The organism is Enterococcus sp. 12C11_DIV0727 (genome assembly GCF_002148425.2).
In the GTDB taxonomy this organism is placed as follows: Bacteria; Bacillota; Bacilli; order Lactobacillales; family Enterococcaceae; genus Enterococcus_L; species Enterococcus_L lemimoniae.
On the sequence record NZ_CP147248.1, the window covers coordinates 1,299,851 to 1,314,359 of the forward strand.

The 14,509-nt window shown below is 35.1% G+C and carries 16 protein-coding genes; 5 read left to right on the top strand and 11 right to left on the bottom strand.

The window, feature by feature from the left end:
* Positions 1 to 349: 349 nt before the first annotated feature.
* Positions 350 to 1,213: an alpha/beta hydrolase gene (locus A5866_RS06215; protein WP_086444067.1), complete on the top strand. Its 864-nt coding sequence runs from the start codon at positions 350 to 352 to the stop codon at positions 1,211 to 1,213.
* A gap of 79 nt (positions 1,214 to 1,292) precedes the next feature.
* Here the strand turns inward: A5866_RS06215 and tig are convergent, their stop codons facing one another.
* From tig to A5866_RS06250, 7 genes are all read right to left on the bottom strand, one after another.
* Positions 1,293 to 2,576, bottom strand: coding sequence for a trigger factor (gene tig / locus A5866_RS06220; protein ID WP_086444066.1), 1,284 nt, complete (start codon positions 2,574 to 2,576; stop codon positions 1,293 to 1,295).
* Positions 2,577 to 2,857: 281 nt separating this feature from the next.
* A complete protein-coding gene (locus tag A5866_RS06225; RefSeq protein ID WP_086444065.1) occupies positions 2,858 to 3,130 on the bottom strand; it encodes a hypothetical protein in 273 nt (90 codons plus the stop codon).
* Between the two features lie 30 nt (positions 3,131 to 3,160).
* The gene (locus tag A5866_RS06230) at positions 3,161 to 4,252 is read right to left on the bottom strand and encodes a hypothetical protein (protein ID WP_339099753.1); all 1,092 of its coding nucleotides are present in this window, start codon (positions 4,250 to 4,252) and stop codon (positions 3,161 to 3,163) included.
* 241 nt (positions 4,253 to 4,493) lie between these two features.
* On the bottom strand, positions 4,494 to 4,850 hold the full coding sequence (locus tag A5866_RS06235; RefSeq protein ID WP_086444063.1) for a hypothetical protein: 357 nt from the start codon (positions 4,848 to 4,850) through the stop codon (positions 4,494 to 4,496).
* A 5-nt stretch (positions 4,851 to 4,855) separates the two neighbouring features.
* The gene (locus A5866_RS06240; protein WP_086444062.1) at positions 4,856 to 6,349 is read right to left on the bottom strand and encodes a T7SS effector LXG polymorphic toxin; all 1,494 of its coding nucleotides are present in this window, start codon (positions 6,347 to 6,349) and stop codon (positions 4,856 to 4,858) included.
* A complete protein-coding gene (locus A5866_RS06245; protein WP_086444061.1) occupies positions 6,339 to 6,713 on the bottom strand; it encodes a hypothetical protein in 375 nt (124 codons plus the stop codon). The genes A5866_RS06240 and A5866_RS06245 overlap by 11 nt, the downstream gene beginning before the upstream one ends.
* Positions 6,710 to 6,991 (bottom strand): TIGR04197 family type VII secretion effector, encoded by a 282-nt coding sequence (locus tag A5866_RS06250; RefSeq protein WP_086444060.1) that lies wholly within the window; start codon positions 6,989 to 6,991, stop codon positions 6,710 to 6,712. Before A5866_RS06250 ends, A5866_RS06245 begins: the two co-directional genes overlap by 4 nt.
* Before the next feature lie 946 nt (positions 6,992 to 7,937).
* On the opposite strand from A5866_RS06250, the gene A5866_RS06255 reads away from it, so the two are divergent.
* Positions 7,938 to 8,240: a hypothetical protein gene (locus A5866_RS06255; RefSeq protein WP_086444059.1), complete on the top strand. Its 303-nt coding sequence runs from the start codon at positions 7,938 to 7,940 to the stop codon at positions 8,238 to 8,240.
* An 86-nt stretch (positions 8,241 to 8,326) separates the two neighbouring features.
* Here A5866_RS06255 and A5866_RS06260 read toward each other — a convergent pair whose 3' ends face one another.
* Both A5866_RS06260 and A5866_RS17065 read right to left on the bottom strand, forming a co-directional pair.
* Complete coding sequence (locus tag A5866_RS06260) at positions 8,327 to 9,292, bottom strand: DUF1002 domain-containing protein (protein WP_086444058.1); 966 nt, start codon at positions 9,290 to 9,292, stop codon at positions 8,327 to 8,329.
* Positions 9,293 to 9,438: 146 nt separating this feature from the next.
* Positions 9,439 to 10,044: a flavin reductase gene (locus A5866_RS17065; RefSeq protein ID WP_086444057.1), complete on the bottom strand. Its 606-nt coding sequence runs from the start codon at positions 10,042 to 10,044 to the stop codon at positions 9,439 to 9,441.
* A gap of 71 nt (positions 10,045 to 10,115) precedes the next feature.
* Between A5866_RS17065 and A5866_RS06270 the strand changes: the two genes are divergently transcribed.
* From A5866_RS06270 to A5866_RS06280, 3 genes are all read left to right on the top strand, one after another.
* Positions 10,116 to 10,790 carry an ArsR/SmtB family transcription factor gene (locus tag A5866_RS06270; RefSeq protein ID WP_086444056.1) on the top strand — a complete coding sequence of 225 codons (675 nt, stop codon included), beginning with the start codon at positions 10,116 to 10,118 and terminating at the stop codon, positions 10,788 to 10,790.
* Positions 10,791 to 10,920: 130 nt separating this feature from the next.
* Positions 10,921 to 11,826 carry a helix-turn-helix transcriptional regulator gene (locus A5866_RS06275; RefSeq protein ID WP_086278808.1) on the top strand — a complete coding sequence of 302 codons (906 nt, stop codon included), beginning with the start codon at positions 10,921 to 10,923 and terminating at the stop codon, positions 11,824 to 11,826.
* Between the two features lie 67 nt (positions 11,827 to 11,893).
* Complete coding sequence (locus tag A5866_RS06280; protein WP_086444055.1) at positions 11,894 to 12,430, top strand: ClbS/DfsB family four-helix bundle protein; 537 nt, start codon at positions 11,894 to 11,896, stop codon at positions 12,428 to 12,430.
* A gap of 68 nt (positions 12,431 to 12,498) precedes the next feature.
* On the opposite strand, the gene ptsP is transcribed toward A5866_RS06280, so the two are convergent.
* Positions 12,499 to 14,226 (bottom strand): phosphoenolpyruvate--protein phosphotransferase, encoded by a 1,728-nt coding sequence (ptsP, locus tag A5866_RS06285; RefSeq protein ID WP_086278806.1) that lies wholly within the window; start codon positions 14,224 to 14,226, stop codon positions 12,499 to 12,501.
* Positions 14,226 to 14,492 carry a phosphocarrier protein HPr gene (locus A5866_RS06290; protein ID WP_010765749.1) on the bottom strand — a complete coding sequence of 89 codons (267 nt, stop codon included), beginning with the start codon at positions 14,490 to 14,492 and terminating at the stop codon, positions 14,226 to 14,228. The genes ptsP and A5866_RS06290 overlap by 1 nt, the downstream gene beginning before the upstream one ends.
* Positions 14,493 to 14,509: the final 17 nt, after the last annotated feature.

The window sequence follows — 14,509 nt, forward strand, 5'->3', positions numbered from 1 at the left end:
TATCCACATTTCACAAATTAACTACTATCTTTGTGCGCATTAAACATAAAGACTGAGGCTATTTGGGTTAAAATAGAAATAAGTTAGTGAAATTATTTAAATTTATAGGCTGATTACTCTGAAAAATGATAAAATGCAGATGGTGTAAAAAACATCTCGATCATTTTTTCTATTTTCCTGTCAGAGTTGGACGAGCCTACTACGCTTTTATTGTTATCTAGCTACGCGAGCTAACTCTTCGGGAAAAAGATAAAAATAGTTTGTGGCGAAAAGCACCACAATCGATTTTTTCTATTTTCCTGTCAGAGCTGGACGAGCCCGCTACGCTTTTAATTTAGGAGGACCATTAATGAGAAAACAAACATTTCTTTACAGCACACTCGAAGATTTAGATTTATCTATGACCTTTTACTCAAACCCAAATGACTCTTCAGCTAAAGCCACACTCCTCTACTTTCATGGTGGTGGACTTTTATATGGCACTAGAGATGATTTGCCAGAAATTTACTGCGAGCTTTTAGTTGAGAGTGGTTACAACTTGTTGACTGTTGACTATCCATTAGCCCCTGAGGTCAAGCTTCCTACTATTGTTACTTGTTTAAAAGAAGCTATTGATTGGTTCTTGCAAAATTATCAAACAACGTTAGGGTTGAAAGATTCGACTTATTTCTTATTTGGACGGTCTGCTGGTGCTTTTCTTACTTATTTATTATCTGCTCGTTATCCGCAACCAGAACAAAAAGGTTTGATTAGTTTTTATGGTTATTATGATTTAACAAATTCAGCTTTCAGTCAGCCAAGTAGCTATTATAATCAGTTTCCTAAGATTGCTCCTTTAACTGCACAAGCACTAATATATCCTAAACCAATCACAGAAGTTTCTATTAATGAACGTTTTTCACTTTATTTGTCTGGTCGACAATTTGGTAATTGGCTAAGTTATCTTGTGAACTCTCCTAGTGAAAAAGAGACCTTTAGTTTAACAGATACAGAGCTTGCTAAACTTCCACCTGCATTTCTAGCTCACAGCTCAGCTGATCAAGATGTCCCTGTGGAAACATCGCGTATTGCCCGCACTAAGTTAGTTAATGTTACTTATGAGGAAATTGAACATTTACCTCATGATTTTGATGGCGATATCACAAAACCTGAAGGGCTTCAAGTTTACCAAAACCTGATTGAATGGCTTGATAAAACAATAAATACTATTTGATTTTAACATAAGTATTCTTTTCTAAATATAGTAAAAAAGACATTCCCAATTACTCAGGAATGTCTTTTAAAATTACTTTTTATTTTTCAGTTGCAGTTTCAGTAATCACTTCTACTGCACGTTTCATGCGGATGTCGTGTTTTAACATGTCTTCTGTTAAGACTTTTTTCACTTGATCAATCGGCATGTTGTATTGTTCTGCTAATTCATTGATTTCTTTATCCATATCTTCTTGAGATACTTCGATATCTTCTGCTTTAGCGATCGCTTCGATTACAAGGTTTGTTTTCGTGCGAACTTCTGCTTCTGCTTCAAATTGTTTGTGCAAGTCAGCTTCTGTTGTTCCAGTTAATTGATAGTACATATCTGGAGCGATTCCTTGACGTTGCATGTTGTTTAAGAATTCATCCATTGAACGGTGAACTTCGTCATGTACCATTACATGTGGAAGATCAACGATTTCAGCATTATCAACAGCTTGACGGATTGCAGCTTCGTCTTTTGCTTCTGTTGCAGCAGCTTCTTTAGATTCTGTTAATTCGTTACGATATTTTTCTTTTAATTCGTCTAATGATTCTACTGAATCATCAACGTCTTTCGCAAATTCATCATCTAATGTTGGTAATTCTTTTGCTTTCACTTCGTGAACTTTCACTTGGAAAACAGCTTCTTTACCAGCTAAATCTTCTGCTTGGTAATCTTCTGGGAAAGTTACTTTTACTTCAACATCTTCGCCAGCTTTTTTGCCAACTAATTGTTCTTCAAAACCTGGGATGAAAGAGTTTGAACCTAATTCAAGAGAATAGTTTTCGCCTTTTCCGCCTTCAAAAGCTTCGCCGTCTTTAAATCCTTCAAAGTCGATCACGACAGTGTCGCCTTCAACAGCTGCTTCGTCTTCTTTGATTACTAGTTCAGCTTGTGCTTCTAATTCACGTTGGATGCGTGCATCTACGTCTTCATCTGTCACTTCACGGTCTTGTTTGTCAACTGTTAAGTTTTTGTATTCGCCTAATTTTACTTCAGGTTTTACAGTCACTTCAGCAGTTACGACCCAATCTTCACCTTTGTTCATGCTTTCAACATCAATTTTAGGTTGAGAAACAGGATCGATTCCAGCTTCTTTCACAGCTGCTTCGTATACTTCTGGTAATACTGCGTTCAAAGCATCTTCATACAATGCTTCTTCGCCGTACATACGGTTGAATACTTGACGTGACACTTTCCCTTTACGGAATCCAGGTACGTTAAGATTTTTTTTGACTTTATCGAATGCTTGTTTCAAGCCTTTTTCAATTAGAGTTTGATCAACTGAAAAAGTTAACACACCATCATTGGTGCCTTTTTTTTCAAATTTCGCAGACATTTGTTTCCCTCCGAATAACTTAATTTTATACATGAATTTATGTTATGCATACCTTTAAATAGTACACTATCACTAGATAAATGTAAACATTTTAGGTGAGAAGAAGTCGAATAAATCAGATTTTTTCTTTACAATTACATTTAAAAATAATTCCTTACATCAGTTTTTGCTCCATCAATAAATGAATCATGATAGGATCTCTGCGATAATTTCAGATAAAATATAAATAACTCCGTTTAAATTTTTTATAAAAAAATCATTGTTTTACTTAGCTATATAGTTTATCTAATAGACATTCCTGTGGTAAATATTTTTTTAGTTAGCCCTTTTATTTCATCATGATTGCTAATATAGCTTTTTGATTCAGAATATCCTAATTCGTTTAGGACATATTTAACTTTATTAATTGCGCTTTTATCTACTAGTTGAATCAGAGTTATTTTATTATTATTGAAAGTAAAAATTCCATATTTTTTTGTTTTTATTATATAGAATTTTGAAGTCTCAAAATATTCCTCTATAAAATCTACCGTATTTATTATTGAATTTTCCATAAAAACATAAATTCTATTTTTTTTAAAATCTCATTGATTGTATAACATTTTTATTAGTTTTGTTTGACAGAAAACAATAGGTAATGAGGTCTGTGCTATGAGGTCCTTTCCTTCTTCTAAATCAGAATACCTTGACAATAAATATCCTTGATTCAATTGGATCGACATATTAGAGCAAAACATAAACTCTTCAAATCCACCAAGTAAGTGATAAAACATCAAAAAATTTTTCTGAGGATTTTGATTTATTTTATTTTTTAGCTCTTTTATGCTTTCCAATTCTGGAGTAGTTTTATTATCCTTACTATTCTTTTCTAACATCGGGTATGCAGATAAAACATCTAAATTATTATAGATAATATCTGTATATACTTTTAATTCTATCCCTTCAACTCTTTTTATAATTCTGTCAAGCACGAGAGAATCTTGATATATTTTTAAAATTATACTTCTTGTATCATCTAAAGAACGAGATTTTGCTGATGAATTAATAATACTTAATATTATTTCTGAATCCAAATCCTCTTCATCTTTTTTTAGAAAAATATTCTCTGTTAATTTACTGAATCGAGCATTGGGATTAAAATTGAATCTTTTTTCTTCGTCACTGAACAGTTTGTTAATATTCTGCTCAGTTATTTGTTCCCATAGAGGAATTTTTGTAACGTCAATATTCAAGCTAAGTATACCAATCTGAGTAATAAGCTCAATTAATTTCTTTATTTTCCCTTCTTTTTTTAATTCAAAAATATATTGATCTCCTACTTTTGAATACATACTATAATAATATTTATAATATAAGCGATTGTTACTTCTTAAATTATTTACAGCCGCAATATAAGCATCTTTTCCTTGAAAATCTAAAATTGTTAGCATTTCAACATAAGTTGCCATCTGCTCTTGCATTTTTTTAATACTCTTTACAAAATAAACTAGTAACCAATTTTTTGAATTATCTACTACATTACTTTTTTCAAGCATCATAATAAGATCACCTAATGTCGATCCAGTGATTGTTCTCTTGTGAGTATCTTCATGTTGAATAACGCTATGTTTTTCCTCATTTGAAACCATACAATTAATTAATATATCATTGTTAAATCCGTATTCACCTTGAATCATTTCCCCTTCTCCTATCTTTATTACTTCGTTATTCTTTCTTGTGCCCATTTAATAGTCACTAAGCAAGTTTTTATTCATATTTTCTAGTATTTTTCCTATTATTATAGCAGATTGCTAGATACGATAATTTCCATATAAAAATACGGCATTAGTGATTAGTTTCTCACTAATGCCGATAAAATAGTCTCAGTTTAACTGATTGTACATCAAATAAACAGTAGAGTATCTTTTTATTTTTTGATTATTCGTATTCAATATAGATTTTACTCAAACGATTATTTTCCAAAAATGAAATAATTATTTTAACTACTTCCTCTAAATCATCTTTCATTGAAGTTTGATCAATTTTATTAATATCAAAACATTTTAATTGGCTAACTGCAAGAGAGTTATCTTCTATTAACCATGGGGAATCATCATACCATCCCTCATGGTTAAAGTATTCTTTCACAATCCCCTCTTTTTCTACATTACAATCTAATAAGTTATCTAAAATAATCTCAAAATAGCCATTCCAAATTACAAGTTTATTATCATTAGCAACAAAGGAAAGCTCTGCTTCGCCTTCAAAACCTTCATAAAACCTATTATCAATCATTTAATTCATTCCTTCCAATGACCCTTATCTAAAATTTTTATTTGTTCTGGAGTAGCATTTCCTGCTTTTCTGGCATTTATAGCATCATACCATTTATATCCTTCCACCCACTCATTATCACCAATTTTAAAGAAAGTTTGTGGCTTGTTCCCTCCATTTCCAGGCACTGTTCTTTGAACTACCCATGTATTACCCTGTTCTACAGGTGCTCCTGGAGTTCTTGTATGCCACCTCACTTCATACTTAAATTGACCATCATTCCACTTGTAAGTAATTTGTTCATAACCAGCATTCATTGTCTTGGCATTTATTTTTGCGCTGTCAGGAATACCTATAGGTGCTGTCTGCTTATATTGATTGGCTAACTTTAACTGCTCTGTCTCAGTTAAAGTAGAAAGTTTTGGAACATTAGCCCCACTGGCTTTCTTACCCTTAGGTGTAACCTGCCCTGCAGTCAACGGGTGCTTCGCATAATAGCCGGCAATCCCCATCGCCGCAATCATACTTGCAACTGTTGCCCAACGTTGCGCTTTTTCAAGATCTGTTAATGACTTACCCGTATCATAGTTTTTCCCATCTCGTAATTCAATCGCTAATTTCGTTAAATAATCAGGCTCTTCTTTGCCAAAAACCGCATCTCTGCCGTAAAGTTCGATCTGATTTTTGATCCATAAATCATAGGCTTCATTCACTTGGAAGTCTTCTTGCGTGATACGAGTTGGATCAATGACCCACATCCATCTTTTCGTCCCATTAATATCGACAAGCATATACTTGCGTTTATCCAATTCGCTTTGTAATTTCAAGCCGTCCGCTTTTACTTGTTTTCCCCAATTATCTCGTTTGGCTTTTACTCGATTTTCCAGCTCTTTTGCTCGAGCTTTCCATCGTTCATTGATTGGTTTCGCCCAACTCATATTTAAACGAGTCATATCAAACGTTCCTGTCGCTGGATTCCATGCCTTACAATTGGCAACTTGATTCAAGCCTGCACTAAATTCCGCTTCACATGATTCATAATCAGAAAAAATAGTTGCCGAATGCGCATTGTATTCATGAAACTTCCTCAATTTTTCTTGGCGTTTTTCAATAGTCTCACACGCATTGATATAACGCCGCTCTAAATCTGGGCGCATCGTTTTGGCGGTGCTCATCTGTTGTTCAACATCTCGTTTTACTTCTTCAAAACGAGCGATTTGTTCTAAAATTTCATCTTCAATCGTATCAATGCCACAAACCATGCTCTGATAGTCGCTTAGCAAGCGTTTATTCGCGCTTTCCAGCGCTTCACCTGTCATTATAGCAGATTGACACAGCGGTGTGTAAGCCACCATAAAATAGCTTTTAGCCGAATCATATGCTTTACTGGATAAGGGCGCTGATAAGAATGATTGGATACTTGTTTGTAGTGAAGCAATGGCTTGACTTGCTTGATTATTCATCTGAGAAGCTTGATTTGCTTGCGCTTGAACTTCACCGATATAAAAATTAAGTCCCATTTGACTCTCCCTCCTTTCGCTTCCAAAAAGAAGTTTGTTCTTCACTTACTGATTCTTCTTGATCTAACAACAATCGATATTCTTTTTCTAGCTCAACTTGTTGCTCTTCAAGTTCTTGTTGCGATTTTTTAGCTAGATAAAGACTTTCGTCTCCTCGGTCTTGGTAAAAAACCCGTTCTTCGGCTTCACAACTATTCAAAACAAATTCATACGCTTGTTGCTCTTTTCGCTGTAAGTAGAAAAAAGCTTCTTGTTGTTCTTCTACTTGGCGTTGTTCTTTCTTGATACCTAGTTGATTCTCTTGTAATTGTTCGATACGCATGCGGAACTGGTAATTTTTTTGGTCGTAATCTATATCATTCATCGAAACCCTCCCAAATTGGTTAGTTGAGCAATATTCTGATCAACTTTTTCAAATTCTTTCGCAACAGAATGAATATTATTTCCAGCAGAAACAACGCTAGAAGATAGAAGTTTTAATCCCTGTTCATATTTATTCATTGCTTGTTTTGCATTTGCGTTGCCCAAGACATTGGTTCCTGATGAAACGGTTGATGCACTGATACTATTTAATGCACTAGCTGATTGACTAAAAGAAGCTGAAATTCCTGCTGCAATGCTTATGTTACTTGAAATTGCCATATGTACACACCCTTTATTTTTGTGATTATATTACAATTATAACGAACAGAAATTAAAAAAATAAATAACTTTTTAGGTAATTAAAAAAACTTTTTAAACATCTTGGATTTCTTTTAGGATTCATTAGATAACAAATGATATGAAATTAGGTTCCAAAGTGAGTTATAGTTGGAGGGTTTAGAAAAAAATTTTGTTATTTTTCCTTATATATAAGAGAGAGGGTTTTGGGTGTTATTTAATCATGAAATGTAAGATTTTTTATTGCGAACAGTTGTTTTTTTCGGTATACTAATAGCCATAGGACAGAAATAATTAACAAGGGAAATAGCACTCATTCACTTAGCACGAAATGAGTGAATTAGATGTAGTTTCTCCTAACGATAAAACTAAATAATTGGCGCTTCCTGATCTGGCTACCAACCAAACTAGTGAAGTTTTGATTAAACAGCGTAACCTGCTTAAACAAATCGCCAATAGTGTAAGTCAAATTCTTATTTTTACATTCTTTTGTCTACTAGAAGACCGCAAATCTTCTCTTTCCAAGTACAAACGAGTAAAAATAACTGTTTTTTGATATGCCTATTGTCAACGATTGCAGGTGTAACTGTAGTCGTTTTTTTATTGCTATCTTATAAAATTTGAGAAAAAGAACAAAATAAATAGGCACTTCATCTACCAGTACCACCCAGTAAATGAAGCCCTGAATAGACAGCGTAACCTATCTATCCAAGTTGCCTGATTACTAGTACCGTAGCACTAGCTTCTTTATTGTACCTAATTTTTGTAAGAATTTCTAGACAGTTTTTGAAATTTCTTTCAAATTGGGCTAAGAAACACGCTATAGTCTGTTAGTCATCCCAACGATAGAGACGGCAATCTCTATCGTTTTTCTTTTTCTCAATTGTTGATTGTGGCTTAACTAAACAATAAAAAGGAGAACGTACTTATGAAAAATTCTGCACTTTGTATTAAAGCTGTTCCTTATCAGGATATTATTGATCTTAGAGATACGGTTGAACGATTGCAATCATGGCAAGAACCGTTGGCGGTTTTGGAGAAGTATTTTACGAATCCGAATACTCCGATTAATAAGAAACAGGTTGTGAAAGATTATTATGCTTGTTCCCAATTGTTTCAACTCTTTAAAAATAATTATGATTCACTTACTGAACAAGTGAACAAACAAGTTCTTACTATGAACACACTAGAGAAAATGACAGTTTTGGAAAGCTCTGTTAAAATACTTTAATTTCTACAAAACAATTAAAATAGATGAGTGTAAACCAATAAATAGTTTTCACTCATCCATCTTTTATAAAAAATATTAAGGCAACATTATTTCCCAGTAACCGAATCCCAAAGTCCACTAAAGAAGCCTTTAATATTTTCCCAAAGTCCTTTAGATTTCTCTTGAATTTGTTCTTTCGTTTTAGACAAATCGAGTTGATTTACAAAATCTTCAAAAATATTTTTGTCTTTCATATCGCTCATCAACGTCGTTAATTCTTTCACCTGATCAGATGACATCACATCTTTGATCCCTTGACTTTGCAAAGCACTTTCAACTGTTTTTTGAATATCTGCTTGCGTCAGATTTTTACCATCAGCCGTTTTTGCTGCTAATTCTTTTTTCGCTTGTTCTTGTGCCGCATTCAAGGCTTCATCGGAATAGCCATCTTTGTCTTTATTTTCTTCCGTGATCTTAGAGAGTACGTCCATTTCGTCCTGTGCAACGCCTACACGGCCTCGATTGATGATCCCACCAGATTCTTCAACGATTTTATAAACACCTGCTAAAGCACCTGACCCATCGATTGGCACAGCTGATGCAACAGTTAATTTAGCATCTGTGATTCCTGCTGTCAATGCTGCATTTTGATACTGGGCTTCTGTGATTTTCGTGATATTTTTAGGTGTAGCAATATCTACAGAGATTCCAGCCCCTTTTTTCTGTGTTTCCATCCGAACAGAACTATACACTGCCCATTCTGGTGTGAAGCCCCCATCAGGGATAAAACTCATCAAATCTGATCCATTTGTTGTATAGGTTGGCGTTTCGCCCTTTGCACCAAGTGCTTTTAAGGTATAGTCTTTTTGTTCTTGAGTTAAAGCATTTCCTAAAGCAACTGCATTGATTTGAAGTGCTTCTTCAGAGCTGCTTGTTGCTGTTGATGATTCACTAGTTGATGTGCTATCAGTTGAGCTTTGTTGTGTCGCAAAAGCAGTCGTTCCACTATAAACACCTGTAGAAATTAAAAGTAAGGTCATCGCAAGTGCCAGTTTTTTTTGTTTATGTTTCATAAAAAAATCCTCCTATAAAAGTATTTCTTGCTTACTACTATACAACAATATTTTTTAATATACTTTAAGGAGGATCGTTTTTAAGAAAATTTTAGGAGATATCTTGTGTTTTTGTTATACCAATTTCTAATTATTGTAAGTTCCTTCTAAATAGTACTATCAAATTCTTGGAACCGAAAATTCTTACCGATTCCTTGCGTTGTCGTTGTATATTCTCTAAATTTATAAATGAGCGGATGCCACAGATCAACATTTATGTATCGCTCATCATGCAAGATTTTTTCATCAATAAAAATTCCTTTTATCGTACACTCTACGATTGCAAACTCTTCTCTGAGCGAAATAGTTGCGACCGTTGCTTCTATTTGAATTGGACATTCCTTGATTCTCACTGTTTGAACCTCTTGGCCAGCTAGCTTAGTGAAGTTCCCTAAACCAAATTTATCTGCACAATATGAATAGCCTGCCTGCTTTTTATACTCTGGAATTTGTTTAGTCCCTGTAACTTGCGCAATTTGTTCAATATTTTTCCAAAGTGTTTCATCAGCAAGATTAAGCGTCACTTCACTTCCAAGTTTGAGATTCAAAAATCCCTTATTATGCAAACCGATCCCTAGAACAATTGACTTGCCTAATGTCCAAGTAGAGCTGATTGGTGTGATGTTGTCTCGAGCAGTCTCCAAATCTTTCGTTGTCATCAACACAACTGGAAATCCATAATAAAAACTTGTCTTTTCTACTTTTTTAAACATATCTTTCACCTCTAAATATAGTATACTAACGATAAACCTCGATACGTATCGAACTGTCAAAGGAGAAAAAAATGAATGGTTTTCCAGATTTACAGCAGACAACAAAACTATTAGCCGATCAGTCACGCTTAGAAATTTTAACGCTTCTGATGGATGGAAAATTTCACACGGTCCATGAAATCGCGCAAGCAGTGAAAATAAAAGACCATACAGCTTCATACCACTTGAAAAAACTTGAGGCTTTGAAATGGGTGACCTACTACAAACAAGGCCGCCATGTTTATTACCAACTGATAAATCCTGCGATAGCAGAACTTCTAGAAAGCTTGATGATGATCAGTCCTATCAAGACAATCAACTCTTATAATCAAAATAAAGAATACCAGGAATTGAAATGTGGTCGAACCTGTTACAACCATCTGGCAGGGGCTTTAGGTGTCTCATTTTTTGATTTTCTGGTTGCAAAAAATTATCTGATCTTAGCAAATAACCAAGTCGAACTCACGCATGAAGGTATACTCTTTTTGAATCGTATTGAAATAGACACTAGTGAAGTGAAAAAAAGGGCTGGGACCTTCGCTAAACCCTGTTTAGATTGGACTGAGCGAACGTTCCACTTAAGCGGAAATTTAGCTAAAGCTTTTCTTGAGATGATTATTAGGAAAGAATATATTTATCAGAGTTCAGACAATCGAAGTGTCACTTTAACTCGATCAGGAAAACATTTTTTTCAGCAGTTTTCATAAGTCATCAATAAACTTTGTATAATTTCTATCTTTTCTGTTCAAAATACTACCTTTCTTAAATCTAAAAATTTGTTCTTCTCTATACGGTAGTAGTTTTTTACGTATATTTAAAATAAGTAGGTGACATATCATGAAACTAAATAGAATGTTTGAAATCGTCTATCTTCTACTAGAAAGAAAAAAGATCACAACAACGGAGTTAGCGAAACATTTCGAAGTCTCTAAACGGACGATTTTACGTGACATAGAAGCATTATCTATCGCTGGTATTCCAATCTACACAACTAAAGGAAAAGGCGGCGGGATTTCGCTACTTGATCACTATGTGTTAGACAAATCGATGATTTCAGCTGACGAACAAGACCAAATTCTCTTTGCTCTTCAAAGCTTAGCTGTGACACATCACTTAAATGCTGCAACGACTTTATCAAAACTACAAACTCTTTTTAAAAAGACTGACACTAGTTGGATCGAAGTCGACTTTTCACGTTGGGGAAAAACTGATCCCGACAACCAAAAATTTGACCTTTTGAAGAATGCTGTGCTTACAGAAAAAGCCCTTTCTTTTTCCTATGCAACCTCTTACGGATCAACAAGTTTAAAAATCGTTTATCCATTAAAACTGCTCTTTAAATCTAAAGCCTGGTATCTACAAGCTTACTGCACTTCAAAACAAGATTACAGAACTTATAAAATCAATAGGATTACTGATTTGGAAATACTTGACGAAGCTTTCTCGAGAAGTAGCTACACAGTTCCTGCTATTGAAGAAAAAGATAGCCCTACTTTATTGCATTTAACTCTTTTGTTCACAGAGGAGATTGCTTTTAGAGCATATGATGAATTTGATGCGCAGGATATCCAGATCAACCAAGACGGTTCTTTGCTTGTAGATACACTATTGCCGGAAGATTATTGGTTATACTCTTTTCTCTTATCTCTAGGTGCTTCAGTCAAAGTCCTCTCACCAGCACATGTAGAAAAAAAGTTACTGACTCAGGTCGAAGAGATAAAGAAAAATTATTTAGATCTATAAAGTGACAAACAGCTGTCACCTTATCTATGCTACTATGAAAGTATAAATGCAAAGGAGAGTGTATATTATGCCCAGACCTACAACTAAAATAGACTTGATCACAACAGCAGACGAACAGTTTTCAAAATTATGGCAGCTGATTGATTCTATGTCTGCTGAGAAACAGAGTGCATCATTTGTCTTTAGTGAAACCTTTTTGGAAAAAAGAAAGGAAGCTCACTGGAAACGTGATAATAATTTGCGGGATGTGCTGATTCATTTATATGAATGGCATCAATTGCTTTTAAATTGGGTAGACTCTAATCAAAACGGTGAAGCAAAGCCTTTCATACCCGCTCCCTATAATTGGCGAACTTATGGTAAACTCAATGAAGAATTTATAGAAGAGCACCAAAATACCTCCCTGAATGAGGCAAAGGAGCTTCTAAAAAATAGCCATGCTGAGGTGTTAAAAATGATTGAGACATTCACAAATGAAGAATTATTCGCTAAAAATGCGTTGCCTTGGACTGGAACATCTACACTAGGAAGCTACTGTGTTTCCGCAACTTCCAGTCACTACGAATGGGCAATAAAAAAGATCAAGCAGCATAACAAATCATAAAAGAATTCTTATACAAAAAAAGCTTCTGTTGTTTAGAAATATTTCTAAACAACAGAAGCTTTAAATTCTTATTTCGTATAATCCTTAACCAAGTCAATAACTTCTTCCATTGTATCGCAGTCATTCAACGCACGATCCGCAAGTTCAGCCATTTTCTTAGTGTCTAGACGTTTCATTAAGCTACGAGTTTGAAGAATAGATGTCGCACTCATTGAGAACTCATCTAACCCCATCCCTACCAATAATGGTACAGCCATTTGATCGCCACCCATTTCTCCACACATACCAGTCCATTTACCTTCAGCATGAGATGCGTCAATTACGTTTTTGATCAAACGTAAGATTGATGGGTTATATGGCTGGTACAAGTAAGAAACACGTTCGTTCATACGGTCTGCTGCCATTGTGTATTGAATCAAATCATTTGTTCCAATACTGAAGAAATCAACCTCTTTGGCGAATTTATCCGCAATTACAGCTGCTGCAGGAATTTCGATCATGATACCGACTTGAATCGTATCAGAAACTTTTGTTCCTTCAGAAACTAATTTTGCTTTTTCTTCTTCAAAGATTTTCTTCGCTGCTCTAAACTCTTTTAACGTTGCAACCATCGGGAACATGATACGTAAGTTACCGTGAACAGAAGCACGTAATAATGCGCGCATTTGTGTACGGAACATTTCGTCGCCACGTTCAGACAAGCTGATACGTAATGCACGGTAGCCTAAGAATGGGTTCATTTCATGCGGTAATTGAAGATAAGGTAATTCTTTATCTCCACCGATATCCATTGTACGAACCACGACAGGTTTGCCGTTCATGCCTTCAAGTACTGCAGTATAAGCTGTATATTGTTCATCTTCTGTTGGGAAATCTGGAGAATCCATGTAAAGGAATTCTGTACGATATAAACCAACAGCTTCAGCACCATTGTTGTGTACGCCTTCTAAATCTTTAGGAGTACCAATGTTTGCAGCGAGCTCGATGTGTTTACCATCAGCAGTTACTGTTTCAGCATTTTTTAGTTTTTCCCATTCAACTTTAAGATCAGCATACTCTTTGCCTTTTGCTTCAAATTCAGCTTTTTCAGCATCAGTTGGGTGAACGATAACATCGCCATCGATTCCGTTAACCGCTAAAATATCGCCTTCTTTGACTTTGGCAGTGATTTCTTTTGTTCCTACGATTGCAGGAATTTCAAGAGAGCGAGCCATGATCGCTGAATGTGATGTACGTCCGCCAATATCTGTAACGAATGCTTTTACATACGTACGGTCCAATTGAGCAGTATCACTTGGTGTTAAGTCATGGGCAACCACAACAACTTCTTCGTTAATCATTGAAGGATTAGGAAGCGTTACACCTAGTAAGTGAGCTAAAATACGTTTTGCAACGTCACGAATATCTGCTGCACGTTCTTGCATGTAGGCATTGTCATCCATTGCTTCGAACATACCGATATACATATCAGTCACTTCTTTTAATGCTGATTCAGCATTTACTTTGTTATCTTGAATGTTTTGTTTGATTTGACCAATCATTTCTGGGTCAGCTAAAACCATTAAATGTGCGTCAAATACTTGTGCTTCTTCTTCACCAAGGCTTTGCGCTGCTTTTTCTCTGATTGCTTGCAACTCAGTCGTAGATTTTGCCAAAGCAGCATCCAAACGACCTTCTTCAGCAGATGTATCATCTACAGATTTTTTGTCGAAAGATAAATCAGGTTGAACTAACAGGTAAGCTTTAGCAATAGCGACACCATCACTTGCGGCAATTCCTTTTAGCATTTCAGACATTATTCTGACAATCCTTCTTTTTTCATTGTGTCTACGATTGCTGCTAATGCATCAGCTTCGTCAACACCGTCAACTGAGATAGTTACGTCTGAACCTTGGCCAACGCCTAGAGACATAACGCCCATGATTGATTTAAGGTTAACAGATTTACCTTTGTATTCTAAGTTGATATCTGAGTTGAATTTACTTGCAGTTTGTACTAATAATGTAGCTGGACGAGCGTGAATCCCTGTTTCTGCTACGATGTGAAAATCTTTCTTTTCCATATGAATCGGTCTCCTTC